This is a genomic window from Pseudomonas sp. B10 (genome assembly GCF_900156235.1).
GTDB classification, from domain to species: domain Bacteria; phylum Pseudomonadota; class Gammaproteobacteria; order Pseudomonadales; family Pseudomonadaceae; genus Aquipseudomonas; species Aquipseudomonas siliginis.
Genome location: NZ_LT707063.1, coordinates 4,528,799 through 4,555,123 on the forward strand (window position 1 = coordinate 4,528,799; position 26,325 = coordinate 4,555,123).

Annotated in this window: 30 protein-coding genes and 2 pseudogenes; 18 read left to right on the plus strand and 14 right to left on the minus strand. The window is 60.7% G+C overall.

Annotation, left to right across the window (positions count from 1 at the left end; all coding sequences use genetic code 11):
- The first annotated feature begins 57 nt into the window (after positions 1 to 57).
- Together BXA01_RS20470 and tldD are read left to right on the plus strand one after the other, a co-directional pair.
- Entirely contained in the window at positions 58 to 918 is an 861-nt protein-coding gene (locus BXA01_RS20470; RefSeq protein ID WP_076565852.1) for a carbon-nitrogen hydrolase family protein, read from the plus strand.
- 4 nt (positions 919 to 922) lie between these two features.
- Complete coding sequence (tldD, locus tag BXA01_RS20475; RefSeq protein ID WP_076565855.1) at positions 923 to 2,365, plus strand: metalloprotease TldD; 1,443 nt, start codon at positions 923 to 925, stop codon at positions 2,363 to 2,365.
- A 51-nt stretch (positions 2,366 to 2,416) separates the two neighbouring features.
- Here tldD and yjgA read toward each other — a convergent pair whose 3' ends face one another.
- On the minus strand, positions 2,417 to 2,941 hold the full coding sequence (yjgA, locus tag BXA01_RS20480; RefSeq protein WP_016771692.1) for a ribosome biogenesis factor YjgA: 525 nt from the start codon (positions 2,939 to 2,941) through the stop codon (positions 2,417 to 2,419).
- A gap of 108 nt (positions 2,942 to 3,049) precedes the next feature.
- Here yjgA and pmbA point away from each other — a divergent pair, with 108 nt between their 5' ends.
- The 6 genes and pseudogenes from pmbA (at position 3,050) to BXA01_RS20510 (ending at position 6,843) form a co-directional block, all read left to right on the plus strand.
- A complete protein-coding gene (pmbA, locus tag BXA01_RS20485; RefSeq protein WP_024011613.1) occupies positions 3,050 to 4,396 on the plus strand; it encodes a metalloprotease PmbA in 1,347 nt (448 codons plus the stop codon).
- A gap of 252 nt (positions 4,397 to 4,648) precedes the next feature.
- Positions 4,649 to 4,729 (plus strand): annotated as a pseudogene (locus tag BXA01_RS20490) (FagA protein); the annotation flags it as partial.
- A pseudogene (locus BXA01_RS27345) lies at positions 4,726 to 4,839 on the plus strand (hypothetical protein); the annotation flags it as partial. The pseudogenes BXA01_RS20490 and BXA01_RS27345, both read left to right, overlap by 4 nt.
- A gap of 27 nt (positions 4,840 to 4,866) precedes the next feature.
- Entirely contained in the window at positions 4,867 to 5,307 is a 441-nt protein-coding gene (locus tag BXA01_RS20500) for a hypothetical protein (RefSeq protein ID WP_016771688.1), read from the plus strand.
- 1 nt (position 5,308) lies between these two features.
- Positions 5,309 to 5,920 (plus strand): superoxide dismutase, encoded by a 612-nt coding sequence (locus BXA01_RS20505; protein ID WP_076565856.1) that lies wholly within the window; start codon positions 5,309 to 5,311, stop codon positions 5,918 to 5,920.
- A 29-nt stretch (positions 5,921 to 5,949) separates the two neighbouring features.
- Positions 5,950 to 6,843 carry a ZIP family metal transporter gene (locus BXA01_RS20510; protein WP_076565858.1) on the plus strand — a complete coding sequence of 298 codons (894 nt, stop codon included), beginning with the start codon at positions 5,950 to 5,952 and terminating at the stop codon, positions 6,841 to 6,843.
- 35 nt (positions 6,844 to 6,878) lie between these two features.
- Here BXA01_RS20510 and BXA01_RS20515 read toward each other — a convergent pair whose 3' ends face one another.
- The 10 genes from BXA01_RS20515 to BXA01_RS20560 form a co-directional block, all read right to left on the minus strand.
- Complete coding sequence (locus BXA01_RS20515; RefSeq protein ID WP_016771685.1) at positions 6,879 to 7,154, minus strand: HPr family phosphocarrier protein; 276 nt, start codon at positions 7,152 to 7,154, stop codon at positions 6,879 to 6,881.
- Between the two features lie 15 nt (positions 7,155 to 7,169).
- Positions 7,170 to 8,027 (minus strand): RNase adapter RapZ, encoded by an 858-nt coding sequence (rapZ, locus tag BXA01_RS20520; protein WP_076565860.1) that lies wholly within the window; start codon positions 8,025 to 8,027, stop codon positions 7,170 to 7,172.
- A gap of 2 nt (positions 8,028 to 8,029) precedes the next feature.
- Positions 8,030 to 8,494, minus strand: coding sequence for a PTS IIA-like nitrogen regulatory protein PtsN (ptsN, locus tag BXA01_RS20525; RefSeq protein ID WP_041477978.1), 465 nt, complete (start codon positions 8,492 to 8,494; stop codon positions 8,030 to 8,032).
- A gap of 11 nt (positions 8,495 to 8,505) precedes the next feature.
- Positions 8,506 to 8,814, minus strand: a complete 309-nt coding sequence (gene hpf, locus BXA01_RS20530) for a ribosome hibernation-promoting factor, HPF/YfiA family (RefSeq protein WP_007912419.1) — start codon at positions 8,812 to 8,814, stop codon at positions 8,506 to 8,508.
- Positions 8,815 to 8,887: 73 nt separating this feature from the next.
- A complete protein-coding gene (locus BXA01_RS20535) occupies positions 8,888 to 10,378 on the minus strand; it encodes an RNA polymerase factor sigma-54 (RefSeq protein ID WP_041477979.1) in 1,491 nt (496 codons plus the stop codon).
- A gap of 166 nt (positions 10,379 to 10,544) precedes the next feature.
- Complete coding sequence (lptB, locus tag BXA01_RS20540) at positions 10,545 to 11,270, minus strand: LPS export ABC transporter ATP-binding protein (RefSeq protein ID WP_024011621.1); 726 nt, start codon at positions 11,268 to 11,270, stop codon at positions 10,545 to 10,547.
- On the minus strand, positions 11,270 to 11,815 hold the full coding sequence (gene lptA / locus BXA01_RS20545) for a lipopolysaccharide transport periplasmic protein LptA (protein ID WP_016771679.1): 546 nt from the start codon (positions 11,813 to 11,815) through the stop codon (positions 11,270 to 11,272). Before lptA ends, lptB begins: the two co-directional genes overlap by 1 nt.
- Positions 11,802 to 12,374: an LPS export ABC transporter periplasmic protein LptC gene (gene lptC / locus BXA01_RS20550; RefSeq protein ID WP_024011622.1), complete on the minus strand. Its 573-nt coding sequence runs from the start codon at positions 12,372 to 12,374 to the stop codon at positions 11,802 to 11,804. The genes lptA and lptC overlap by 14 nt, the downstream gene beginning before the upstream one ends.
- 8 nt (positions 12,375 to 12,382) lie before the next feature.
- On the minus strand, positions 12,383 to 12,907 hold the full coding sequence (locus BXA01_RS20555) for a KdsC family phosphatase (protein WP_016771677.1): 525 nt from the start codon (positions 12,905 to 12,907) through the stop codon (positions 12,383 to 12,385).
- Entirely contained in the window at positions 12,907 to 13,881 is a 975-nt protein-coding gene (locus tag BXA01_RS20560; protein ID WP_041477981.1) for a KpsF/GutQ family sugar-phosphate isomerase, read from the minus strand. Before BXA01_RS20560 ends, BXA01_RS20555 begins: the two co-directional genes overlap by 1 nt.
- 272 nt (positions 13,882 to 14,153) lie before the next feature.
- Here BXA01_RS20560 and BXA01_RS20565 point away from each other — a divergent pair, with 272 nt between their 5' ends.
- The 10 genes from BXA01_RS20565 to hisC all read left to right on the plus strand — a co-directional run bounded on the left by BXA01_RS20565 (position 14,154) and on the right by hisC (position 22,121).
- Positions 14,154 to 14,963, plus strand: a complete 810-nt coding sequence (locus BXA01_RS20565) for an ATP-binding cassette domain-containing protein (protein WP_076565862.1) — start codon at positions 14,154 to 14,156, stop codon at positions 14,961 to 14,963.
- On the plus strand, positions 14,963 to 15,760 hold the full coding sequence (mlaE, locus tag BXA01_RS20570; protein ID WP_016771674.1) for a lipid asymmetry maintenance ABC transporter permease subunit MlaE: 798 nt from the start codon (positions 14,963 to 14,965) through the stop codon (positions 15,758 to 15,760). The genes BXA01_RS20565 and mlaE overlap by 1 nt, the downstream gene beginning before the upstream one ends.
- Complete coding sequence (mlaD, locus tag BXA01_RS20575) at positions 15,760 to 16,227, plus strand: outer membrane lipid asymmetry maintenance protein MlaD (RefSeq protein ID WP_016771673.1); 468 nt, start codon at positions 15,760 to 15,762, stop codon at positions 16,225 to 16,227. Before mlaE ends, mlaD begins: the two co-directional genes overlap by 1 nt.
- Positions 16,228 to 16,238: 11 nt before the next feature.
- Positions 16,239 to 16,892 (plus strand): MlaC/ttg2D family ABC transporter substrate-binding protein, encoded by a 654-nt coding sequence (locus BXA01_RS20580; RefSeq protein WP_076565863.1) that lies wholly within the window; start codon positions 16,239 to 16,241, stop codon positions 16,890 to 16,892.
- On the plus strand, positions 16,889 to 17,194 hold the full coding sequence (locus tag BXA01_RS20585) for an STAS domain-containing protein (protein ID WP_076565864.1): 306 nt from the start codon (positions 16,889 to 16,891) through the stop codon (positions 17,192 to 17,194). The genes BXA01_RS20580 and BXA01_RS20585 overlap by 4 nt, the downstream gene beginning before the upstream one ends.
- A 115-nt stretch (positions 17,195 to 17,309) precedes the next feature.
- Positions 17,310 to 17,549 carry a BolA family protein gene (locus tag BXA01_RS20590; protein ID WP_016771670.1) on the plus strand — a complete coding sequence of 80 codons (240 nt, stop codon included), beginning with the start codon at positions 17,310 to 17,312 and terminating at the stop codon, positions 17,547 to 17,549.
- A gap of 22 nt (positions 17,550 to 17,571) precedes the next feature.
- Positions 17,572 to 18,837, plus strand: a complete 1,266-nt coding sequence (murA, locus tag BXA01_RS20595) for a UDP-N-acetylglucosamine 1-carboxyvinyltransferase (protein ID WP_016771669.1) — start codon at positions 17,572 to 17,574, stop codon at positions 18,835 to 18,837.
- Positions 18,838 to 18,965: 128 nt separating this feature from the next.
- Positions 18,966 to 19,601, plus strand: a complete 636-nt coding sequence (gene hisG / locus BXA01_RS20600) for an ATP phosphoribosyltransferase (protein WP_016771668.1) — start codon at positions 18,966 to 18,968, stop codon at positions 19,599 to 19,601.
- A 126-nt stretch (positions 19,602 to 19,727) separates the two neighbouring features.
- Positions 19,728 to 21,065 carry a histidinol dehydrogenase gene (gene hisD / locus BXA01_RS20605; RefSeq protein ID WP_041477986.1) on the plus strand — a complete coding sequence of 446 codons (1,338 nt, stop codon included), beginning with the start codon at positions 19,728 to 19,730 and terminating at the stop codon, positions 21,063 to 21,065.
- Between the two features lie 3 nt (positions 21,066 to 21,068).
- On the plus strand, positions 21,069 to 22,121 hold the full coding sequence (gene hisC, locus BXA01_RS20610; protein WP_076565866.1) for a histidinol-phosphate transaminase: 1,053 nt from the start codon (positions 21,069 to 21,071) through the stop codon (positions 22,119 to 22,121).
- Positions 22,122 to 22,240: 119 nt separating this feature from the next.
- On the opposite strand, the gene BXA01_RS20615 is transcribed toward hisC, so the two are convergent.
- From BXA01_RS20615 to algW, 3 genes are all read right to left on the minus strand, one after another.
- Positions 22,241 to 22,960: a DUF4198 domain-containing protein gene (locus tag BXA01_RS20615; protein ID WP_076565868.1), complete on the minus strand. Its 720-nt coding sequence runs from the start codon at positions 22,958 to 22,960 to the stop codon at positions 22,241 to 22,243.
- Between the two features lie 12 nt (positions 22,961 to 22,972).
- A complete protein-coding gene (locus BXA01_RS20620; RefSeq protein WP_076565870.1) occupies positions 22,973 to 25,078 on the minus strand; it encodes a TonB-dependent siderophore receptor in 2,106 nt (701 codons plus the stop codon).
- Between the two features lie 88 nt (positions 25,079 to 25,166).
- The gene (algW, locus tag BXA01_RS20625; protein ID WP_016770590.1) at positions 25,167 to 26,324 is read right to left on the minus strand and encodes a Do family serine endopeptidase AlgW; all 1,158 of its coding nucleotides are present in this window, start codon (positions 26,322 to 26,324) and stop codon (positions 25,167 to 25,169) included.
- Between the last annotated feature and the right edge of the window lies 1 nt (position 26,325).

Sequence of the window (26,325 nt, forward strand, 5' to 3'; positions counted from 1 at the left end):
CGGCCCGGCCTTGAAGCGATGGAGTAGCATGGCCGAATACCTCTTTGGGAGTTCGCCATGTCTTTAGCGGTGATTCAAATGGTCACCCAGAGCGACGTGCCGGCCAATCTGGCCCAGGCCCGACGCCTGCTTGAACAGGCCGCCGCTGGCGGGGCGAAACTCGCGGTGCTGCCGGAAAACTTCGCCGCCATGGGCCGTCGCGACGTCGCCGATATCGGCCGCGCCGAGGCCTTGGGCGAAGGGCCGATCCTGCCCTGGTTGAAACAGACCGCCCGCGACCTCACCTTATGGATAGTCGCCGGTACATTGCCGTTGCCACCGCTGGGTCAACCCACGGCCAAAGCCAATGCCTGCTCGTTGTTGATCAATGAATACGGCGAGATCGTCGCGCGCTATGACAAGCTGCATCTGTTCGATGTCGATGTCGCCGACAATCGCGGCCGGTACCGTGAATCCGATGACTATGCTTATGGCGGTAATGTAGTGGTGGCGGATACGCCGGTGGGGCGAGTCGGTCTGAGCGTGTGTTACGACTTGCGTTTCCCGGAGCTGTACAGTGAATTGCGTGCCGCCGGTGCCGAATTGATTACCGCACCGTCGGCGTTTACGGCCGTAACCGGCGCCGCGCATTGGGATGTACTGATCCGCGCGCGGGCCATCGAAACACAGTGTTATATCCTCGCGGCCGCACAGGGCGGCAGTCATCCGGGGCCACGCGAGACCTTCGGGCATGCGGCGATTGTCGACCCGTGGGGGCGTGTGCTGGCCCAGCAGGATCAAGGCGAGGCGGTGTTGCTGGCCGCCCGCGACAGCGATGAACAAGCGTCCATCCGGGCGCGCATGCCGGTGACGCGTCATCGGCGGTTTTTCTCGCAGGGCGCCCAGCGGCCTGCTTCAGAACACGAATTTAAGGCGTAAACCTATGAGCGAGTTGTTGTCCTCAGTCAGTGATCACCTGTTGGCACCCGGCGGTGTCACGATCGAGAGCCTGCAAGGCGTGCTCGGCGATCTGGCCGGGCCGGGCATCGATGCCGCCGACCTGTATTTCCAGGGCCAGATTTCCGAGTCGTGGGCGCTGGAAGACGGCATCGTCAAGGAAGGCAGCTTCAACCTCGATCAGGGTGTCGGCGTGCGCGCGCAGTCCGGTGAGAAAACCGGTTTTGCCTACAGCAACGCGATCACCCTTGAGGCCCTCGGTGCAGCGGCGCGTGCGGCGCGTTCGATCTCCCGCGCCGGGCAGAACGGCACCGTGCAGGCGTTCACCAGCCAGGACGTCGCGCAACTGTACGCGCCCGATAACCCGCTGGAAGTGCTCAGCCGCGCGGAAAAAGTCGAGTTGCTCAAACGCATCGACGTCGCCACACGCGCACTCGACCCACGGATTCAGCAGGTCAGCGTGAGCATGGCCGGGGTCTGGGAGCGAATCCTGGTGGCCTCCACCGACGGTGGGCTGGCCGCCGACGTGCGCCCACTGGTGCGTTTCAACGTAAGCGTCATCGTCGAACAGAATGGCCGTCGCGAACGCGGCGGGCACGGCGGCGGTGGGCGTACCGATTACCGCTACTTCCTCGCCGAAGACCGCGCCATGGGTTATGCCCGCGAAGCGCTGCGCCAGGCTCTGGTCAATCTGGAAGCGATTCCGGCGCCGGCCGGTACCTTGCCGGTGGTGCTGGGTTCCGGCTGGTCCGGGGTGCTGTTGCACGAAGCGGTCGGCCATGGCCTGGAAGGCGATTTCAACCGCAAGGGCAGCTCGGCCTACAGTGGGCGCATGGGTGAAATGGTTGCCTCCAAGCTATGCACCATCGTCGATGACGGCACCTTGAGCGGCCGTCGCGGTTCGCTGAGCGTCGATGACGAAGGCACGCCGACCGAGTGCACCACGCTGATCGAAAACGGCGTACTCAAGGGCTACATGCAAGACAAGCTCAATGCGCGGCTGATGGGCGTGGCACGCACCGGTAACGGTCGTCGCGAATCCTATGCGCACCTGCCGATGCCACGCATGACCAACACCTACATGCTCGGTGGCGAAAGCGATCCGGCAGAAATCATCGCCTCGGTGAAGAGGGGCATTTACTGCGCCAACCTCGGTGGCGGTCAGGTCGATATCACCAGCGGCAAGTTCGTGTTCTCCACCAGCGAGGCTTATCTGATCGAGGACGGCAAGATCACCGCACCGGTCAAAGGCGCGACGTTGATCGGCAACGGCCCCGAGGCGATGAGCCGGGTGTCGATGGTCGGTAACGATCTGGCGCTGGACAGCGGTGTGGGTACGTGTGGCAAGGATGGGCAGTCGGTGCCGGTGGGTGTCGGCCAGCCAACGCTGAAAATCGATGCGATTACCGTGGGTGGCACGGGCGCATAAGAGAGGCGGGGCTTTCGGGTGGCGCGCAGGACGGCCACCCGGTGACGATTATCAACGCAGGCCGCGTTGAGTCTCGTCCAGCTCCCGAATGTATTTGAAGATCTTGCGGCTCGAAGCAGGTGGTTTGTTTTGCGCAACCTCATGCTGGGCCTGACGGATCAGGGAACGCAATTGCTGGCGATCGGCGTCCGGGTACTCGATGACGAATTTCTCCAGCACGGCGTCATCGCCCGCGATCAGGCGGTCACGCCAGCGTTCCAGATTATGGAAGCGCTCGTTGTACTGGCGAGTGGAGGCATCGAGTTGATCGAGCAGAGTCAGAATCGCGTCAGTGTCCTGGTCGCGCATCAGTTTGCCGATGAACTGCAAATGCCGTTTACGCGCGATGTTCGCGGTGTGCTTGGGCGCATCGGCCAATGCCCGGCGCAAAGCGTCGGTCAACGGCAGTTTGGCGACCAGATCAGGCTTGAGTGTGGTCAGGCGCTCGCCGAGGTCAACCAGCGCATGCAACTCGCGTTTGACCTGAGATTTGCTTTTTTCTCCCGTATCGAGGGAGTCGTCGTAAGAATCAACCATGGTGGCAGTCCGCAAAGAAACGCCGCCATGATAACCAGTCGGGGGCCGCTTGTCCGGCCCGGTCGCTCGATGACCCCAGCCGAAAGCAGAATTTGAGTGGAGATGAGCATGAGTGCAGTTCAAAGCGTCGGCCCGCAGGCATTGCCGGCACTGCAAGAACAGGTCGAGCAGATCATCGCCGAAGCCAAGCGCCAGGGCGCCAGCGCCTGTGAAGTCGCGGTGTCGCTGGAGCAGGGGCTGTCGACTTCGGTGCGTCAGCGCGAGGTCGAAACCGTTGAATTCAATCGTGATCAGGGTTTTGGCATCACCCTGTACGTCGGCCAGCGCAAAGGCTCGGCCAGCACCTCGGCCACCGGGCCGGAGGCGATTCGTGAAACCGTCGCAGCAGCACTGGCCATCGCCAAACACACGTCCGAGGACGAAGCTTCGGGTCTGGCCGACGCCGCACTGATGGCCAGGGATGTGCAGGATTTCGACCTGTTCCACGAATGGGACATCACCCCGGAACAGGCCATTGAGAAGGCTTTGCTCTGCGAGGCAGCGGCGTTCGATGCCGATGCGCGGATCAAGAACGCCGACGGCACCACCCTCAGCACCCATCAGGGCTGCCGGGTTTATGGCAACAGCCACGGTTTCATCGGCGGTTACGCGTCGACCCGGCACAGCCTGAGTTGCGTGATGATCGCCGAAGCTGACGGGCAAATGCAGCGCGATTACTGGTATGACGTCAATCGCCAGGGCAGTCTGCTCGCCGATCCGGTGAGCATCGGCCAGCGTGCAGCGCAACGGGCGGCGAGCCGTCTGGGCGCGCGGCCGGTGCCGACCTGCGAAGTGCCGGTGCTGTTTTCCGCCGAACTGGCGGGCGGTCTGTTCGGCAGCTTCCTCTCGGCCGTGTCGGGCGGCAGCCTGTATCGCAAATCGTCGTTTCTGGAAGGCACACTGGGGCAAAAGCTGTTTCCGGAATGGCTGACCATTGATGAGCGTCCGCATCTGATGCGTGCCATGGGCAGTGCTTCCTACGACGGTGATGGCCTGGCGACTTACGCGAAACCGTTCGTCGAAAAGGGCGAGTTGGTCTCCTACATCCTCGGCACCTATTCCGGACGGAAACTGGGCATGCCGAGCACCGCCAACGCGGGCGGGGTGCACAACCTGTTCGTCACCCACGGTGACGAGGATCAGGCAGCGCTGTTGAAGCGCATGGGCCGAGGACTGCTGGTCACCGAATTGATGGGCCATGGCCTGAACATGGTCACCGGTGACTATTCGCGCGGTGCGGCGGGCTTCTGGGTGGAGAACGGCGAGATCCAGTTCGCTGTGCAGGAAGTGACCATCGCCGGCAACATGCGCGACATGTTCAAGCAGATTGTCGCAGTGGGTAATGATCTGGAACTGCGCAGCAACATTCGCACCGGGTCTGTGTTGATCGAGCGGATGACTGTCGCCGGCAGCTAAGCCGCGAATCCGCCAAGCCAAAAAGGCGCGCCATCCGTTGTGGATGGCGCGCCTTTTTTATTCGCTTCGCACAAATCCCCTGTGGGAGCGAGCCTGCTCGCGAAAGCGGTGGATCAGTTGCAAATGTGCTGGCTGACACGGCGCATTCGCAAGCAGGCTCGCTCCCACAAGTGAACAGCGCAAACTTGGGTGCTTGTGTTGGTTCTCATTATCATCTAATAATAAATCTCATCTCCGAACGAGTCACGGATCATGAGTTCTGCCTTGCACGAGCAGCCCTACCTCGAAAGCTGGCACTGGATGAGCCGCCAGATCCGTTGCGCGCTAAAGCCTGCAAGGAAGGCCGCGCGGTGATCGACGTCGCCCTGGAACACACCGACCTGTCGCGCAGCCAGCTGGAAGAGTTGCTCAACCCCGAGAAACTCACCGCCGGCGGCGTGTAAACCCCGCAACCGCTTTGGAGGCTCATCATGGAGCACTGGAAACGCACGATCGAACGGGCCAATCGCTGCTTCATGCTGGGCGAACTGATCGACGCCCGCGAGGCTTACCTGCAAGCCCTGGCCCTGGCGCAAGTGTTGTTCGAACGCTGGGCGGATGCCGACGAAGCGGTGGCGGCCTGCGTCGTCTCTCATCACAACCTCGCCGATCTGCATCTGCGCCTGAACCAACCGGAGGAGAGCGCCGAATATCTCTGTGCCATCCATCAACGTTTGTTGCAGACCATGCAGGACGAGCGCTTGCGCCCGGCTCTGCGTGAGGCGGCGCTGCGCCAGAGCAGCAAGACCTACGTCGAACTGTTGAATTTCATCAGCGAGCACGGCGAATACCCACGCACCCAGCGCCTGCTGCATCCGGACACCGGCAATGCCCGCCGCGCCTCAAATCCCCATCAGTATGGAGTCCATTGAAATGGCTTTTACCTTGCCTGCCTTACCTTATGCCTACGATGCCCTAGAGCCGCACATCGATGCGCAGACCATGGAAATCCATTACACCAAGCATCACCAGACCTACATCAACAACCTCAACGCCGCCGTGGAAGGCACCGAGTTCGCCGAGTGGCCAGTGGAAAAACTCGTCGCCAGCGTGCAGCAACTGCCGGAAAAACTTCGCGCGGCGGTGATCAATCAGGGCGGCGGCCACGCCAACCATTCGCTGTTCTGGGAAGTGATGGTGCCCAACGGTGGCGGCAAGCCCGACGGCCCGCTGGCCAAGGCCATCGACGAGCAACTGGGCGGACTCGACAGTTTCAAGGAAGCGTTCACCAAAGCCGCGCTGACCCGTTTCGGCAGCGGCTGGGCGTGGCTGAGCGTGACACCGGAGAAAAAACTGGTCGTGGAAAGCAGCGGCAACCAGGACAGCCCGTTGATGAACGGCAACACCCCGATCCTTGGCCTCGATGTCTGGGAGCACGCTTACTACCTGCGTTACCAGAACCGTCGCCCGGAGTACATCAACGCGTTCTACAACGTGATCAACTGGCCGGAAGTTGCTGCGCGCTATCAGGCCGCACTGGTTTAAGCCTTCAATAAAAACAATCAGGGCTGACTATGGGCACGGAAACACTGGCGATTGGCAGCGGGCGCATGTTTCGTTACGCGGTGGGTTCGCTGTTGCTGTTGGCGGGTATGACTTTACTGGTCGCCCACGCTTTGCAATGGCTGAATCTGGAACCGCGGCTGTTGCGCGCCTTGCAGGGTGGTGCCATCTGCGCCTTGGGCACGGCGCTTGGCGCGGTGCCGGTGCTGGTGATCCGGCGCATGCCGCAGGCACTCAGCGACACCTTGCTGGGATTTGGTGCCGGGGTGATGCTGGCGGCGACGGCGTTTTCGCTGATCGTGCCGGGCATAGCTGCGGCGGAGAGTCTTGGCCTGACGCCGTGGGCCGCCAGTGGCCTGATCTGCTTCGGCATCCTGCTCGGCGCGTTCGGTCTGTATCTGGTGGATCGGCGCGTCTCCGGTGCCTCGCCGGAAATGCTCGTCGGCACGCTGGAGCATCCGGTGATTCCACCACGAATCTGGCTGTTCGTGTTCGCCATCATCGCGCACAACATTCCGGAAGGCATGGCGGTTGGCGTATCTGCCGGAGGCGGGATGGCGGACGCCGACAGTCTGGCGATGGGCATTGCGTTGCAGGATGTGCCGGAAGGACTGGTGATTGCTCTGGTGCTGGCCGGGGCGGGAATGTCGCGGGTCAGAGCGTTTCTGATCGGCGCGGCGTCGGGGCTGGTCGAACCGGTATTTGCGCTGCTGTGTGCGTGGCTCGTGAGTCTGGCTCAGGTGCTATTGCCGTTGGGGCTGGCACTGGCGGCGGGGGCGATGTTGCTGGTGGTGACCCACGAAGTGATTCCAGAGTCACGCCGTCATGGGCATGACAAGCTGGCCAGTCTGGGCCTGTTGGTCGGGTTTTGTCTGATGATGGTGATGGATACGGCGTTGGGTTGAATGAAGGCGAGGAACAGTGTGCCCCGCCTCGAGGATTATTCACCTTCGTCGAAATACCTTTCGATCAGATCGACCAATGCGTCCATGGCTTCCTGAGCCTGTTCGCCTTCGGTGCTCAAATGGATTTTGGTGCCTTTACCCGCCGCGAGCATCATCATTGCCATGATGCTCTTGCCGTCGACAGTCGTTTCAGGTGTGCGTCCCACCCGGATCGTGCAGTCTGGATACTGACCCGCCACGCCGACGAATTTGGCCGATGCCCGGGCATGCAGGCCCAGCTTATTGATGATTTCGATTTCACGAGCAGGCATCGCGGTGTGGATCCTTTAGGTGAGGTCGCGGTGGCGAACCTGGACGTTCTTCAGGGTTTTCTGCAGGGCCTGACCCAGTCGTTCGGTCAGGTAGACGGAGCGGTGGTGCCCGCCGGTGCAGCCGATGGCAATGGTCACGTAGGCGCGGTTGCTGGCGGCGAAACGTGGCAGCCACTTGTTCAGGTAGGCGTAGATGTCCTGATACATTTCTTCGACATCCGGCTGCTGCGCCAGGTACTCGGCCACAGGGGCATCGAGGCCGGACTGAGCGCGCAGCTCCGGTTTCCAGTACGGATTGGGCAGGCAGCGCACATCGAACACGAGGTCGGCGTCGACCGGCATGCCGCGCTTGAAGCCAAATGATTCAACCAGAAACGCCGTGCCGGGCTCAGGCTGATTCAACAGGCGCAACTTCAGGGTATCGCGCAGTTGATACAGATTGAGGTTGGTGGTGTTGATTTTCAGGTCAGCCAGATCGGCGATCGGGCCGAGCAGGGCGGTTTCATCGTGAATCGCCTCGGCCAGTGAGCGATTGGCGTTGCTCAGCGGGTGACGTCGCCGGGTTTCGGAAAAACGCTTGAGCAGGGTTTCTTCGTCGGCGTCCAGGTACAGCACATCGCACTTGATGTGTTTGGCACGGACGTCTTCGAGCAACTCGGGAAAGCGTGACAGATGGCTGGGCAGGTTGCGTGCATCGATCGACACGGCGACCAGCGGCTGCGCCAGCTCCGTGTGAATCAGCGCACGCTCGGCCAGTTCCGGCAGCAAACCGGCCGGCAGATTGTCGATGCAGTAGTAGCCGTTGTCCTCAAGGACATTCAGGGCGGTACTTTTACCCGAGCCCGAACGGCCACTGACAATGATCAAGCGCATGATTAGTGCCCGTTCTGCTCGTCCAGTACAACCTGGTACAAGGCTTCATTGCTCGGAGCGCTGCGCAATTTGTCGCGCACTTCCTTGCGGTCGAGCATGCTGGCGATCTGGCGCAACAACTCCAGATGCGCGTCGGTCGCGGCTTCCGGGACAAGCAGCACGAACAGCAGGTCCACCGGAGCGCCGTCGATGGCGTCGAAATCGATCGGGGCTTCGAGGTGCAGCAGGGCGCTCACTGGCCCCGCGCAGCCCTTGAGGCGGCAGTGGGGAATGGCGATGCCGTTGCCAAAACCGGTGGAGCCGAGTTTTTCACGGGCGATCAGCGCCTCGAAGACATCCTGCATCGCCAGATCCGGCACTTCGCGGTGGATCAGGTTGGCAATCTGTTCGAGGGCTTTTTTCTTGCTGCCGCCCGGCGCGTTCACTTGGGAACGGCCGGGGGTCAGGATGGTTTCAAGTCGGATCATGGATAGGGGTGTTAACGACCGGTCGCGCCCTGGAGGAGGCTCTGGGTCTTTTCCTTATGCTTTTTGAGTTGGCGATCCAGCTTGTCGGTAAGTGAGTCGATCGCAGCGTACATGTCGGTATCTTCTGCGTTTGCGACCACTTCGCTGCCGGGGATATGCAAGGTGGCTTCGATCTTCTGCTTCAGCTTTTCGACGCACATCGTGACCTGCACGTTGGTGATCTTGTCGAAATGTCGCTCCAGTCGCTGGAGTTTTTCCTCGATGTAGGAACGCAGAGGTTGGGTCACTTCCAGTTGGTGTCCACTGATGTTGACTTGCATACAGCTTCTCCTTCGTTGCCAGTGCATAAAGCGGCAGGCCGAAAAGCCTGCCACTGGAACGCTGTAACGTGGCTTACATCAACCGCTTGCGTTCGCTCGAAGGCGCGATTCCGAGGGATTCGCGGTACTTGGCGACGGTGCGGCGAGCCACCTGAATGCCTTGTGCCTCCAGTAAACCAGCGATCTTGCTGTCACTCAACGGCTTTTTCTGATTTTCCGCTGCGACCAGTTTCTTGATGATCGCGCGGATCGCCGTGGACGAGCATTCGCCGCCTTCGGAGGTACTGACGTGGCTGGAGAAAAAGTATTTCAGCTCATAAATACCGCGCGGGGTATGCATGAATTTTTGTGTGGTCACCCGGGAAATCGTCGATTCGTGCATGCCGACCGCTTCGGCGATGTCATGCAATACCAACGGCTTCATTGCTTCGTCGCCGTATTCGAGGAAGCCGCGCTGATGTTCGACGATCTGCGTGGCCACTTTCATCAGGGTTTCGTTACGGCTCTGCAGGCTCTTGATGAACCAGCGCGCTTCCTGCAACTGGTTGCGCATGAAAGTGTTGTCGGCGCTGGTGTCGGCACGCTTCACAAAACCGGCGTACTGGGCGTTGACGCGCAGGCGAGGCACCGATTCCTGGTTCAGCTCGACCAGCCAGCGCTCGTTGTCCTTGCGCACGATCACGTCGGGAATCACGTATTCGGCTTCGGTCGACTCGATCTGTGAGCCGGGACGCGGATTGAGGCTCTGCACCAGTTCGATGACTTGGCGCAGCTCGTCTTCCTTGAGCTTCATGCGCCGCATCAACTGGCTGTAATCGCGGCTGCCGAGCAGGTCGATGTAATCGGCGACAAGCCGCTTGGCCTCGGTCAGCCACGGCGTCTTCGCGGGCAGCTGGCGCAATTGCAGCAGCAGGCATTCGCTGAGGTTGCGGGCGCCGATACCGGCGGGCTCGAATTGCTGGATGCGATGCAGGACGGCTTCGATTTCGTCGAGCTCGATGTCCAGTTCCGGATCGAACGCTTCAAGAATTTCTTCGAGTGTTTCGTCCAGATAGCCCTGATTGTTGATGCAGTCGATCAGGGTGACAGCGATCAGGCGATCGGTGTCGGACATCGGCGCCAGGTTCAGTTGCCAGAGTAGATGGCTTTGCAGGCTCTCGCCGGCGGACGTGCGGGTGGTGAAATCCCACTCATCGTCATCGCTGCTGGGCAGGCTGCTGGCGCTGGTCTGGTAGACGTCTTCCCAGGCGGTATCCACTGGCAGTTCATTGGGGATGCGCTCGTTCCAATCGCCATCCTCGAGGTTATCCACCGTCGGGGCGGTTTCCTGGTAGGAGGGTTCCTGGATTTCGGCGGGCTTCTGTTCGGCGTTGTCGGCCAGCGGATCGGCGTTGTCGAAGTCGTCGCCTTCTTCCTGGCGCTCGAGCATCGGATTGGATTCCAGAGCCTCCTGGATCTCCTGTTGCAGGTCCAGGGTCGACAATTGGAGCAGGCGGATGGCCTGTTGCAGCTGCGGTGTCATCGTCAGCTGCTGGCCCATTCTCAAGACTAGCGATGGTTTCATGGCAGGGGCTTAACACCTTATTCGCCGGCGCTTTGCGCCATCCACTACAGGGCGCCGAAGCGCCAAACTTAAGCAAATTATATGCCTGAAACTGAAGTGTTTGCCTAGAGCGCTGTAACAATTAAAGCGGATAAATGCGCCTTGAATCGATACAGCGCTGTCGCGCTTACAGGCGGAACTCGTGACCCAGATACACTTCCTTGACCAGATCGTTGGCCAGGATGGTCTCGGCATCGCCTTCAGCGATCAGTTGACCGTCGTTGACGATGTAAGCGGTTTCGCAGATATCCAGGGTCTCACGCACGTTGTGGTCGGTGATCAGCACACCGATGCCCTTGGCCTTGAGGTGGTGGATGATCTGCTTGATGTCGCCGACGGAGATCGGGTCGACACCGGCGAACGGTTCGTCGAGCAGGATGAACTTGGGTGCAGTGGCCAGGGCGCGAGCGATTTCCACCCGGCGACGCTCACCGCCGGACAGGCTCATGCCGAGGTTGTCGCGGATGTGGCTGATGTGGAATTCCTGCAGCAGGCTTTCCAGCTCCTTGCGCCGACCGGCCTTGTCGAGTTCAGGGCGAGTTTCGAGGATCGCCATGATGTTGTCGGCGACCGACAGTTTGCGGAAGATCGACGCTTCTTGCGGCAGATAGCCGATACCGGCCTTGGCGCGGCCGTGCATCGGCTGGTGGCTGACGTCAAGATCGTCGATCAGCACGCGACCCTGATCTGCCTGCACCAGGCCAACGATCATGTAGAAGCACGTAGTCTTGCCGGCGCCGTTCGGGCCGAGCAAGCCGACGATCTGCCCGCTGTCGATCGACAGGCTGACGTCACGCACGACCTGGCGGCTTTTATAGGCCTTGGCCAGGTGCTGAGCTTTCAGAGTTGCCATTACTGGGATTTCTCTTCGGTTTTCTTCTTCGGCTGGATCACCATATCGATGCGCGGACGCGATTCGGTGACCTTGCTGCCCGTGGCGCGACCGGCGCTGGCCAGTTTCTTCACGGTGTCGTAGACGATTTTTTCGCCCTGGGTGACGTTGTTATCCTTGTCGATAACCTTGGCCTTGTCGATCAGCACCACCCGGTTCTGCTGGGCGTGGTATTGAATCGTCACACCGTAGCCCTTGACTGGGTTGGCGTCGCCCTGGGTCTGCAACTGCTCGAAGTAAGCCAGGTTGCCTACCGAAGTCACCACGTCGATGTCGCCATTGGGCGCACGCGTCATGGTCACGGTGTTGCCTTTAACGATCATCGAGCCCTGGGTAATGATCACGTCACCTTTATAGGTGGCAATGCCATTCTTGTCGTCCAGTTGGGCGTCGTCGGCCTGAATGCGGATAGGCTGCTGCTGATCGTTCGGCAGGGACCAGGCGCTCGCGCTTCCCAGTGCTGCGCCCAGACTGAGCAAAATAGGGAGGGTTTTAACGAGCCTCATACTGTCCTCTTACGTTCGATTGCAGGTGTATCCTGCTGTCCTTCAGGTACGCTTTCATCCCGACGCCAGTCGATACGCCGCCAGCGCCCTCGATTCTAACGGGTTGCGCGGTCTGCGCATATTCTTGCTGCGGGAACACGGTCATGCGGGTGCTGGTGATCAGGGTGCCGCGCTGTTTCTCGTCGGTGCGCTGTACGCGTACCGAATCGATCAATTCAACTTCGGTGCCGCCCGAATTCACTTCGCCGCGCTCGCTGGTCACGTGCCACGGGAAGTCGGTGCCGCGATACATGTTCAAGTCAGGCTTGGTTACCAGAGTGACATCGGTGGCCTTGACGTGCTCGGCCTTGTCGGAGGTCATCTCATACTGCACCTTGCCGTCGGGCAGGTACTGAATGGTGTGCGTGTTGGTCGCATACCAGTCGATCGGATTCTCGGCGGCCGAGACCGGCGGCTTGTCGAGGAAGCGTTCCGGGCTGATGTTCCAGTAGCCGACCGCAGCGAAAATCGCCGCGATGCAGCCGAACAGCAGGAAATTGCGAAACTTTTTGCTAAACATGGTCAGGCTCACAGGTACGCGGCGTTGGCCGCTTCGAGGCGGCCCTGGGCGCGCAGGATCAATTCGCAGAATTCGCGGGCGGCACCTTCGCCGCCACGGGCGCGGGTAACGCCGTGGGCGTGTTCGCGGACGAAATCGGCAGCGTTGGCTACCGCCATGCCCAGCCCTACACGGCGGATCACCGGCAAGTCTGGCAGATCGTCGCCCAGATAGGCGACTTCCTCATAGCTTAGGCCCAGTTGCGCGAGCAGGCCGTCGAGCACCACCAGTTTGTCCTCGCGTCCCTGAAACAGGTGCGGGATGCCGAGGTTCTTAGCGCGTCGCTCAACCACCGGGGTCTTGCGACCACTGATGATCGCCGTTTGCACGCCGGCATTCATCAGCATCTTGATGCCCTGGCCGTCGAGGGTGTTGAAGGTCTTGAACTCGCTGCCGTCTTCAAGGAAGTACAGACGCCCGTCGGTGAGCACACCGTCGACGTCGAACACAGCCAGTTTGATTGCTTTGCCACGTTGCAGCAGATCGTTGCTCATTACATGACTCCTGCGCGCAGCAGATCGGAGAGGTTGAAGGCGCCGATCGGGCGATCCTCCTCGTCGACGACTACCAGGGCGTTGATTCGATGGTCTTCCATGATTTTCAGGGCTTCGGCGGCGAGCATGTCGGGCCGGGCGGTCTTGCCGTGGGCGGTCATCACCTGGTCGATGGTGGCGCTGCGGATGTCGATGGCGCGATCCAGCGTGCGGCGCAAATCACCGTCGGTGAAGATCCCGGCGAGCTTGCCATCGGCTTCAATAATAGCGGTCATGCCCAGACCCTTGCGGGTCATTTCCATCAGCGCGTCCTTGAGCAGGGTACCGCGTTGTACCTGCGGCAGCTCCTGCCCGGCGTGCATGACGTTTTCGACTTTCAGCAGCAGGCGACGGCCAAGGGCGCCACCGGGATGCGAGAAGGCAAAATCTTCGGCGGTAAAACCACGCGCTTCCAGCAGGGCCACGGCCAGAGCGTCGCCCATGACCAGTGCCGCTGTGGTCGATGAGGTCGGCGCCAGGTTCAGCGGGCAGGCTTCGTGCTCGACATGCACATTGAGATTGACCTCGGCAGCCTTCGCCAATGGCGACTGTGGATTGCCGGTGACGCTGATCAGCTGGATGCCCAGGCGTTTGATCAATGGCAGCAGCGTTACGATTTCGTTGGTCGAGCCGGAGTTCGACAGGGCGAGAATCACGTCGTCGCGGGTGATCATGCCCATGTCGCCGTGGCTGGCTTCGGCCGGATGCACGAAAAACGCTGGGGTGCCGGTGCTGGCGAGGGTGGCGGCGATCTTGTTGCCGACGTGCCCGGATTTGCCCATGCCGACTACGACCACGCGGCCCTTGCTGGCCAGAATCATCTCGCAGGCGCGTACGAAATCGGCGTCGATATGGGCCATCAAGCCTTGGACGGCTTCCACTTCGAGGCGGATGGTGCGTTGTGCCGATTGAATCAGGTCGCGGGTTTTGCTCATGTCAGAATCGTATGGGCCGATGAAAAGGCGGCGATTATAGCGGTTATGTGGCAAAGCCTCACGCAAGTTCGACGTGCTTTGTCATTACTGGTTACCAAAACACTCTGAAAGTCGCTCAGGCCCTCTTCAGTCGGCGATCTTGGCCGGGTTCTCGCTTGGGCGCTCAGCCTTTGCAGTGATATAGTTCGCCGCCAGTTCGGCCTGCCCGGGATGCAGGTGTTTCCGAGGAAAGTCTGGCATCCCAGTGAGAGGCTGCATCGCAAGGAGTTTAGATGAGTGCCGATAACGCCTACGCGGTCGAGCTGAAGGGAGTCTCCTTCAAGCGCGGTGCGCGGAGCATTTTCAATAACGTCGATATCCGCATCCCGCGCGGCAAGGTCACCGGCATCATGGGGCCTTCCGGCTGCGGCAAGACCACGCTGCTGCGCCTGATGGGCGCGCAGTTGCGGCCGTCCGGCGGCGAAGTCTGGGTCAACGGGCAGAACCTGCCGACGCTGTCGCGCAGTGATCTGTTCGATGCGCGCAAGCACATGGGCGTGCTGTTTCAGAGCGGTGCGCTGTTCACTGACCTCGATGTGTTCGAGAACGTGGCCTTTCCGCTTCGGGTGCACACGCAACTGCCGGAAGACATGATTCGCGACATCGTCCTGCTGAAATTGCAGGCGGTGGGGCTGCGTGGCGCCATCGAGCTGATGCCGGACGAACTGTCCGGCGGGATGAAGCGCCGCGTGGCGCTGGCCCGGGCGATTGCCCTCGATCCGCAGATTCTCATGTACGACGAGCCTTTTGTGGGCCAGGACCCGATTGCCATGGGCGTGTTGGTGCGCCTGATCCGCCTGCTCAACGATGCACTGGGAATCACCAGCATCGTGGTCTCGCACGACCTGGCGGAAACCGCGAGCATTGCCGACTACATCTATGTCGTGGGCGATGGTCAGGTGCTGGGGCAGGGCACGCCGGATGAGCTGATGAATTCGGATGACCCGCGTATCCGTCAGTTCATGACCGGTGATCCCGATGGCCCGGTGCCGTATCACTTTCCAGCGACGGATTACCGCGCAGATCTTCTGGGGAAGCGTTGATGCGCAGAATTTCATTGATGGAACGCGTGCGTCGGTTCGGCGAATCGGCGATCGACGCGGTCGCGGTGTTTGGTCGGGCGACCCTGTTCCTGTTTCACGCCCTGCTGGGCCGTGGCGGCATCAGCGGTGGATTCGGCCTGTTGGTCAAACAGCTGCATTCGGTCGGCGTCATGTCGCTGGTGATCATCGTGGTCTCCGGCATTTTCATCGGCATGGTCCTGGCGCTGCAGGGCTTCAGCATTCTTTCCAGCTATGGTTCAGAGCAGGCTGTAGGGCAGATGGTCGCCCTGACGCTGCTGCGTGAACTGGGGCCGGTTGTCACGGCGTTGCTGTTTGCCGGGCGGGCCGGTTCGGCGTTGACCGCCGAGATCGGCAACATGAAATCCACCGAGCAGCTGTCCAGTCTGGAAATGATCGGTGTCGATCCGCTCAAGTACATCATTGCCCCGCGCCTGTGGGCCGGCTTCATTTCCCTTCCTGTGCTGGCGATGATCTTCAGCGTCGTCGGCATCTGGGGCGGTTCGTGGGTGGCGGTCGACTGGCTGGGCGTCTACGAAGGCTCGTACTGGGCGAACATGCAGAACAGCGTGAACTTCACCAGTGATGTGCTAAATGGCGTGATCAAGAGTGTCGTTTTCGCCTTTGTGGTGACCTGGATCGCCGTATTCCAAGGCTATGACTGTGAACCCACGTCCGAGGGGATCAGTCGAGCCACCACCAAGACCGTGGTGTTTGCCTCGCTGGCAGTGCTCGGCCTGGACTTTATTCTGACCGCTTTGATGTTTGGAGATTTCTGATGCAAAACCGCACCCTGGAAATCGGTGTCGGCCTGTTCCTGCTGGCAGGGATCCTGGCTTTGCTGCTGCTCGCCTTGCGCGTCAGCGGCCTGTCTCCGACTTCGTCCACCGACACTTACAAGTTGTATGCGTATTTCGACAATATCGCCGGTCTGACGGTCAGAGCCAAAGTGACCATGGCCGGTGTGACCATCGGCAAGGTCACCGCTATCGATCTGGATCGCGACAGCTTCACCGGTCGGGTCACGCTGCAAGTGGATAAAAAGGTCGACAACCTGCCGGTCGATTCCACAGCGTCTATCCTGACCGCGGGTCTGCTGGGCGAGAAATACATCGGTATCAGCGTCGGCGGTGAAGACACCCAGTTGAAAGACGGTGGAACCATCCACGACACGCAGTCGTCACTGGTACTGGAAGACCTGATCGGTAAATTCCTGCTCAATACCGTTAGCAAAGACGCCAAATGAGGAGCTTTTGAATGATCTCTATCTTGCGACGTGGCCTGTTGGTGTTGCTCGCGGCCCTGCCGTTGATGGCTAACGCTGCACCGGGGCAATCGGCTCATGACCTGATTCAGGACACCACGAACCGGATGCTTGCCGACTTGCAGGCAAATAAAGAGAAGTACAAGCAGGATCCGCAGGATTTCTATGCGGCGCTCAACAGCATTGTGGGGCCGGTGGTGGATGCCGAGGGCATCTCCAAAAGCATCATGACCGTGAAGTATTCGCGCAAGGCCACGCCTGAGCAGATGCAGCGCTTTCAGGAAAACTTCAAGCGCGGTCTGTTCCAGTTCTATGGCAACGCTCTGCTGGAATACAACAACCAGGGCATCACGGTTGACCCGGCCAAAGACGAATCGGGCGACCGCACCAGCGTCAACATGACCGTCAAGGGCAGCAATGGCGCGATCTATCCGGTGCAGTACACGCTTGAGAAGATCAGCGGCGAGTGGAAACTGCGCAACGTGATCATCAACGGCATCAACATCGGCAAGCTGTTCCGTGACCAGTTTGCTGACGCCATGCAACGCAATGGCAACGATCTGGACAAGACCATCGATGGCTGGGCCGGTGAAGTGGCCAAGGCCAAGCAGGAAACCGACAAAGCCGCCGCGAAGCCAGCGCAATGAGTGAGGCGGCAGTTCGTATGAGTGATGTCGACGAGCTGGTGCTCAGCGGCGTGCTGGATTACCGCACCGGGCCTGAGCTGCGCAAGGAAGGGCAGGCGCTGATCAAGTCGAGCAAGGCGTCCGCGCTGGTCATCGATTGTTCGGCGGTGCAGAAGTCCAGCAGCGTCGGCCTGTCGTTGCTGCTGTGCTTCATGCGCGATGCGCAGGCGGCCGGCAAGGCCGTCAGCATCCGTGCGATGCCTGATGACATGCGCGAAATCGCTCAGGTCAGTGAATTGACCGAGCTGTTGGCGCAACCCTGAACCATCATCTATAAAGAAGCCCCCCGTCAGAGTCCTGCGTTGCGGGGTTCGCAGGCGCGGGGCTTTTTTGTATGATGTCCGACCCGTGCGCACAGGGCGCCGATTGAGGTTGAGCATGCAGGCCGTAGAAGTGAAGAGCTTCCTTGAAGGAAAGCTGCCAGGAACGCTGGTAGAAGTTGAAGGCGAAGGCTGCAACTTCCAGCTGAACGTGATTAGCGATGAACTGGCGGCGTTGAGCCCGGTGAAGCGTCAGCAGCAGGTCTATGCCCATTTGAACCCATGGATCACCGATGGCAGCATCCATGCGGTCACTATGAAATTTTTCAGCCGCGCGGCCTGGGCCGAGCGCACCTGAGCCCTAGGGCGTCGAGATACTAATGGATAAATTGATTATTACCGGTGGCGCTCGTCTTGATGGCGAGATCCGCATTTCCGGCGCGAAGAACTCCGCCCTGCCGATTCTGGCCGCGACCTTGCTGTGCGATGGCCCGGTCACCGTTGGCAACCTGCCGCACCTGCACGACATCACCACGATGATCGAGCTGTTCGGGCGCATGGGCATCGAGCCGGTAATCGACGAGAAGCTCAGCGTCGAAATCGACCCGCGCACCATCAAGACCCTGATCGCGCCTTACGAACTGGTGAAAACCATGCGCGCGTCGATCCTTGTGCTCGGCCCGATGGTCGCGCGTTTCGGTGAAGCCGAAGTCGCACTGCCTGGCGGTTGTGCCATCGGTTCGCGTCCGGTCGATCTGCACATCCGCGGTCTGGAAGCCATGGGCGCGGTCATCGACGTCGAAGGCGGCTACATCAAGGCCAAGGCACCTGAAGGTGGCTTGCGCGGCGCGCACTTCTTCTTCGACACCGTCAGCGTGACCGGTACCGAGAACATCATGATGGCCGCTGCACTGGCCAAAGGCCGCAGCGTGTTGCAGAACGCCGCGCGCGAACCTGAAGTAGTCGACCTGGCGAACTTCCTCAATGCCATGGGCGCCAAGGTTTCCGGCGCCGGCACCGACACCATCACCATCGATGGCGTCGAGCGCCTGGGTTCGGCGTTCTACAAGGTCATGCCTGACCGTATCGAAACCGGCACCTACCTGGTCGCCGCTGCCGTGACCGGTGGCCGCGTCAAGGTCAAGGACACCGATCCGACCATCCTTGAAGCGGTGCTGGAAAAGCTGCGTGAAGCCGGTGCGGAAATCACCTGCGGTGAAGACTGGATCGAGTTGAACATGCACGGCAAGCGCCCGAAGGCGGTCAACGTGCGCACCGCGCCGTACCCGGCGTTCCCGACCGACATGCAGGCCCAGTTCATCTCGCTCAACGCCATTGCCGAAGGTACTGGTGCGGTGATCGAGACGATCTTCGAAAACCGTTTCATGCACGTGTACGAGCTGCACCGCATGGGCGCGCATATCCAGGTTGAAGGCAACACTGCCATCGTCACCGGTATCGAGAAGCTCAAGGGCGCGCCAGTCATGGCCACCGACCTGCGCGCATCGGCCAGTCTGGTGATCTCGGCGCTGGTTGCCGAAGGCGACACGCTGATCGACCGCATCTACCACATAGACCGTGGTTACGAGTGCATCGAAGAAAAACTGCAAATGCTGGGTGCCAAGATCCGTCGCGTTCCGGGCTGATCGCTGCATCGGGACACAGGGACGTGTCCACTGAATTCGTTTCGAGTCGAGGGTGTACGCACCCTCGATGTGTGTCCGGCGCCGATTGCGACCGGGCATGAGTACCTTGATAAGGACTGACGTTTCCCATGTTGACCATCGCACTGTCCAAGGGCCGCATCCTTGACGACACTCTGCCGCTTCTCGCTGAAGCGGGCATCGTGCCGACCGAGAATCCGGACAAGAGCCGCAAGCTGATCATTCCCACGACCCAGGACGACGTGCGTCTGCTGATCGTGCGTGCCACCGACGTGCCGACCTATGTCGAGCATGGCGCGGCCGACCTCGGCGTTGCCGGTAAGGACGTGCTGATGGAATACAGCGGCCAGGGCCTGTATGAGCCGCTGGACCTGCAGATCGCCCAGTGCAAGCTGATGACCGCCGGCAAGATCGGCGCGGCCGAGCCCAAGGGCCGTCTGCGCGTGGCGACCAAGTTCGTCAACGTTGCCAAGCGTTATTACGCCGAGCAGGGCCGTCAGGTCGACATCATCAAGCTGTACGGCTCGATGGAACTGGCGCCGCTGATCGGGCTGGCCGACAAGATCATCGACGTGGTCGACACCGGTAACACCCTGCGCGCCAACGGCCTGGAGCCACAGGAACTGATCGCCACGATCAGCTCGCGTCTGGTGGTCAACAAGGCTTCGATGAAAATGCAGCACGCCCGAATCCAGGCGTTGATCGACACCCTGCGCAACGCAGTGGAATCGCGACACCGCGGCTGATCTACCAGCGCGGCCCGAGGCCGCGCCGTCTATCCGCCTCATAGCCAGAATTCTCAGGTGCCCAAGCGGATCGAATGCTAGTTTCGGGCGCCTGAGTTTTTTGCCAATTCCTATGAGGCTCTCGCTATGACCGCACCGACTGCAATTCGCCGACTCAACGCTGCTGACCCGGATTTCGCGCATCATCTGGATCATCTGCTGAGCTGGGAAAGTGTGTCTGACGACTCGGTCAATCAGCGCGTGCTCGACATCATCAAGGCTGTGCGCGAGCGCGGTGACGCGGCGCTGGTCGAGTTCACCCAGAAGTTCGACGGCCTCGAAGTCGCCTCGATGGCCGACCTGATCCTGCCGCGCGAGCGTCTCGAACTGGCCCTGACCCGCATCACTGTGCCGCAACGCGAGGCCTTGGAAAAAGCCGCCGCCCGCGTGCGCAGCTATCACGAAAAACAGAAGCAGGATTCCTGGAGCTACACCGAGGCTGACGGCACGGTGCTCGGCCAGAAAGTCACGCCGCTGGATCGTGCCGGCCTTTACGTGCCGGGCGGCAAGGCCTCGTATCCGTCTTCGGTATTGATGAACGCGATTCCGGCCAAGGTCGCCGGCGTGACCGAAGTGGTCATGGTCGTGCCGACCCCGCGCGGTGAAATCAACGAGCTGGTGCTGGCCGCTGCCTGCATCGCCGGTGTCGACCGCGTGTTCACCATCGGCGGCGCGCAAGCGGTTGCCGCACTGGCTTATGGCACCGAAAGCGTGCCGCGTGTCGACAAGGTTGTCGGCCCGGGCAACATCTATGTGGCCACGGCCAAGCGCCATGTGTTCGGCCAGGTCGGCATCGACATGATCGCCGGCCCTTCGGAAATTCTTGTGGTGTGCGACGGCCAGACTGATCCGGACTGGATCGCCATGGACCTGTTCTCCCAGGCCGAGCACGACGAAGACGCGCAAGCGATTCTGGTCAGCCCCGACGCCGAGTTCCTCGACAAGGTGGCCGCGAGCATCGATAAATTGCTGCCGACCATGGACCGCGCGACCATCATCGAAACTTCGATCAATGGCCGTGGTGCGCTGATCCAGGTCACTGACATGGCCCAGGCCATCGAAGTCGCCAACCGTATCGCCCCGGAACACCTGGAGTTGTCGGTCGCTGATCCACAAGCCTGGCTGCCGCAGATCCGCCACGCCGGTGCGATCTTCATGGGCCGCCACACTTCCGAAGCGTTGGGCGATTACTGCGCCGGTCCGAACCACGTGTTGCCGACTTCCGGCACCGCGCGGTTCTCCTCGCCGCTGGGCGTCTACGACTTCCAGAAGCGCTCGTCGATCATCTTCTGCTCCGAGGCCGGCGCTTCCGAGCTGGGCAAAACAGCATCGGTACTGGCCCGTGGCGAATCGCTGAGCGCCCACGCACGCAGCGCCGAATACCGCATCAAAGACCAAGACTTTCTGAAAGGGCAGGGGAACTGAGCGATGAGTAAATTCTGGAGCCCGTTCGTCAAGGACCTGGTGCCCTACGTGCCGGGCGAACAGCCGAAGCTGACCAAACTGGTCAAGCTCAATACCAACGAAAATCCGTATGGCCCGTCGCCAAAAGCGCTGGCGGCGATGCAAGCCGAGCTCAACGACAACCTGCGCCTGTACCCGGATCCGAACAGTGATCTGCTGAAAAACGCCGTGGCCGACTATTACGGCGTGCAAACCAGTCAGGTGTTCCTTGGCAACGGTTCGGACGAGGTGCTCGCGCACATCTTCCACGGTCTGCTGCAACACGATCAGCCGCTGCTGTTCCCGGACATCAGCTACAGCTTCTATCCGGTCTACTGCGGTCTGTACGGCATTGAATTCGATGCGGTGCCACTGGATGCACAATTCCAGATCAACCCGGCCGATTACGCCAAACCGAATGGCGGGATCATTTTTCCCAACCCGAACGCCCCGACCGGATGCCTGCTGGCGCTGGACGCCGTCGAGCAAATCCTCAAGGCCAGTCCTGATTCGGTCGTGGTCGTCGACGAGGCGTACATCGACTTCGGTGGCGAGACGGCGATCAGTCTGGTGGGCCGCTATCCGAATCTGCTGGTGACGCAGACGCTGTCCAAGTCACGCTCGCTGGCGGGCCTGCGTGTCGGTCTGGCGGTAGGGCACCCGGATCTGATCGAGGCGTTGGAGCGGATCAAGAACAGCTTCAACTCCTATCCACTGGATCGTCTGGCGATTGTCGGCGCGGCGGCGGCGTTTGCCGATCGCGAGTATTTCGACAAGACCTGTCGTCAGGTGATCGAGAGCCGCGAGTGGGTGGTGGCGCAGTTGCAGGCTAAAGGCTTTGAAGTGCTGCCGTCGGCGGCCAACTTCATCTTCGCTCGCCACCCGCAGCATGACGCGGCGGGCCTGGCGGCCAAGCTGCGCGAGCAGGGCGTGATCGTGCGGCACTTCAAGCAGGAACGGATTGCGCAGTTCTTGCGGATATCGGTGGGTACCCCGGAGCAGAATCAGGCGTTGATTGATGGGCTTGGGGATCTCTGACCAGCTCTGCTTTCTGTAGGAGTGAGCCTGCTCGCGATAGCGGAGGGATATTCAACATTGATGTTGGCTGACCCGGCGCAATCGCGAGCAGGCTCACTCCTACAGGGGGTTTGTTGTGTTTATTCGTGATGCGGCTCGCCAACGAATGTCAGCGAACTGAACAACCCACGACTATCCACATCAGCGCTGTCCTTCACCGGCACTTCAACCTGCGCCGCAATCACATTCAACCCTTCATTACGCACCAGCACCTGCGCACGCCCATCCTTGTCGGTCTCGGTGCTCAGGGTGTTTGGCGCGCTGCGATAGTCGCCAATCAACTTCACCCCTGCCGCCGGTTTGCCATCGAGCAGCACCCGTACCGGTAACGATTTGCCCGGCCCGACCGTCAGCGGATCGACCTCCGGCAGGATCAGCAGTTTGATCTGGTCCAGTTTCGGCAATTTCGCCCCCGGCTGATAGATCGCCAGGCTGTACTTGAAGGTCTGCGTGGCCTCGGTGGCGCCGGGCACTTTGCTGCGTCCTTCGTTGATCCACTTCTTGTCCGCCGTCTGCGACCACATGCCATTATTCAGCGCCACGGCCATCACCGCCGGTGGCTTCAATGGTTTCAAACGGGCATGATCGGCCAGGCGCTCGACGCTGACCGGGATCATTTTGCCGCTTGCGTCATAAGCCCAGGCACCGCTGATTTTTTGTGCCTTGAAGGCGTTGTCTTCGGCGCCGTGACCGTAGACCACTTCGATGTTGCCGCGTCGTTCCTCTGTCCACAGGCCGTGGGCCGACACTTGCCCGGTGAAGAGCGCAGCGATGAGCAGAAGGGATTTGCCGTAGTGCATGGTGACGTCCTTTTACAGGTTGAGTGTCAGGCTGACGGTGAAATTGCGCGGCTCGCCGGGGTTGACCCAGTAGTTGCTGTAGGAGCGCTCGTAGTATTTCTCGTCGAAGATGTTGTTCAGATTCAGGCCGACCGTGACGTTGTCGCTGGCCTTGTAATGTGCGAGCAAATCAACGGTCTGGTAGGCCGGCAATTCGAAGTCGCTGCCGGATTCGCCCGAGCGATCGCCGACGTAAGTGAACGCTGCGCCGACGTCTGAACCGCGCAGACGGCCATCCTGAAATTCATAGACGCCCAGCAGACTGCCGCTGCGTTTGGCCACGCCGAGGATGCGGCTGCCGGTAGGAATGGTCGCGTCGCCCTTGGTCACCTCGGCGTCGATGTAGGCGAAGGCGCCGATGACCCGCACTGCGTCGGTCACCTGGCCGCTCACTTGCCAATCGAAACCCTGACTGCGCGCCTTGCCCATGGCGCGACTGGTGTCGGTGCCCGGATCGAGGGCGAGAACGTTTTCCTTGTCGATGTGGAAGAAGGCGAGGGTGCTGCTCACCCGCTCATCGAACAGTTCGTTCTTGATCCCCACTTCGTAACCGACACCTTCTTCCGGATCGAAGGATTTGCCGGAAGCATCCAGGCCGTTGTTCGGTTTGAACGAGGTGGAGGCGTTGGCGAACAGGCCGGTGTTCGGCGTGAGCTGATAGAGCAGGCCGGCGCGTTGAGTCAGCGCGTCGTGGCGTTGCTGACTTTTGGCGTTGCGGCTGTGATCGTCGATGCGCTGATCGAAGTGCTCGAAGCGCGCGCCGACCATGCCGCGCAGCTTGTCGGTGAAGATGATCTGGTCCTGCAGATTCAGCGCATGACTTTCAACGTGTTCGAAGAAGTCGGTGCCCGAGCGTGCGCCGTTGGGTTTCGGCTGGCCGTAAACCGGCTTATAGATGTCGATGGCGTAGGGGCCGCCAGCAATGGTGGTGACGCGTTCGTCCTTGCGGTAATTCTCGTACTCGGTGCCGATCAGCAATTCGTGCTGCCACGGCCCGAGGTCGAAGAGACCGCGCAGTTCCAGTTGGGTGATGCTGTCGTGCCAATTCGTATCGCGTTCGCGCAAGCGGCGGTTGACCGTGTGGCCGTCGGCGTTCAGCGCGCGTTGTTCCGTGGCGTCGCCCCAGAGCTTGCCTTCCTTGTAGTGACTGGCCAGACGCAGCTTCCAGCTGTCGTTCAGATGGTGCTCAAGGGCGGCCTGGAGCAGGTTGTTGTGGTTGTCGATGTTGCCGTCGTTGGGCTCGCCGAGGAAGGTCGAGCGCGATACGCCGCCCCACTTGTTGTTCGGCGCCACCACACCTCGATCGAACGTCGAGTTGTGACGGACGATTTCGCTTTCCACCAGCAGCGAGGTGTCCGGGTTCAACTGCCAACTGATCGAAGGCGCGACGAATACCCGCTGGCTGTCGACGTGGTCGCGAAAGCTGTTGTTGTCTTCTACGGCGAGGTTGATGCGCGAGAGCACATTGCCCTGAGCATCGAGGGGCGTGTTGACGTCCAGCGCGGTGCGATAGCGGTCCCAACTGCCGGCGCTGGTTTGCACCGTGGTGAACGCTTCGGGCTGCGGCTTCTTGGTGACGATGTTCACCGTGCCGCCCGGATCACCCCGGCCGTACAGGCTGGCGGCCGGGCCCTTGAGCACTTCGATGCGTTCTATATTGGCCGCATCTGGCGTACTCGGATAACCGCGATTGGCACTGAAGCCGTCCTTGTAGAACTCGGACGTGGTGAAGCCGCGCACGCTGTATTCGTAAAGGGTCAGGCCGCCGAAGTTGTTCTGCTTCGATACGCCGCCAGCAAAATCCAGTGCACGTTCGACGCTGCTGCTGCCCAGATCCGAGAGCACACTGGCCGGGACCACGCTGATGGCTTGCGGAATATCGCGAATCGCCGTGTCGGTTTTGGTCGCACTGGCGGAGCGAGTCGCGCGATAACCGCTGACCGGGCCGGTGGGTGATTCGTAGTCGGAGGTGACGCTGATGGCTTCCAGCTCAACGGGCTGCGGCTCATCGGCGAAGGCGGGATCGCAGAGCAAACCCAGAGTCAGGCCGAGCAGCGAGGCCTTTTTGCGAGACGACATGTTATGTTGTTCCAATTGCTAGAATTGAAACAATATAACATGCCTGTTGAGAATGTCTGTTATTCGCGCTACTGGCGCGAAAACATTTTTACTCTTCTTTTTCTTTCACCGGTGCCGGCGGTGGACGCAGGCCGATTTCAGCTGTCAGCTTCAGTTCCTTGCCGTTGCGCATGACCTGAATTGTCACCTTGTCGGTCGGTTTGATCCGCGCCACCTGGTTCATCGAGCGGCGACCATCGCCGGCCGGCTCGCCATCGATGCTCAGAATCACATCGCCCAGTTGCAGACCGGCTTTCTGCGCCGGGCCGTCACGGAAGATTCCGGCGACGACAATCCCCGGGCGCCCGGACAAGCCAAACGACTCCGCCAGTTCCTGGGTCAGCGGTTGCACTTCAATGCCCAGCCAGCCACGAATCACCTGGCCGTGCTCGATAATCGATTTCATCACTTCCATCGCCAGTTTCACCGGAATGGCAAAGCCGATGCCTTGCGAGCCGCCGGATTTGGAAAAGATCGCCGTGTTGATACCGGTGAGGTTGCCGTTGGCGTCGACCAGCGCACCGCCGGAGTTGCCCGGGTTGATCGCCGCATCGGTCTGGATGAAGTCTTCGTAGTTGTTCAGCCCCAGCTGATTACGGCCGGTGGCGCTGATGATGCCCATGGTCACGGTCTGGCCGACGCCGAACGGGTTGCCGATGGCCAGCGCGACGTCACCGATGCGAATGCTGTCGGAGCGGCCGACGGTGATCGCCGGGAGGTTTTTCAGATCGATTTTCAGGACGGCGAGGTCGGTTTCCGGATCGCTGCCGATCACCCGCGCGAGTGTTTCGCGACCATCCTTGAGCGCCACGACAATCTGGTCAGCGCCGCTGGTGACGTGGTTGTTGGTGAGGATGTAGCCTTCCGGGCTCATGATTACCCCGGAACCGAGGCTCGATTCCATGCGCTTCTGTTTCGGCGAGTTGTCACCGAAGAAACGGCGGAACTGCGGATCCTCGAACAAGGGATGCGCCGGTTTGTTGATGACCTTGGTGGTGTACAGGTTGACCACCGACGGCGCGGCGATGCCCACTGCATCCGCATAGGACACCGGCCCCTGCTGCACGATCGTGGTCTGTGGCGCCTGTTGCAGATTGACATCGAGGCTCGGCAGCCCGACCCACTCGGGGTAACGCTGAATAATCAACAGAGCGATAAGCACACCGGCCAACAGCGGCCAGCCAAAAAAACGCAGCGCCTTGAGCATT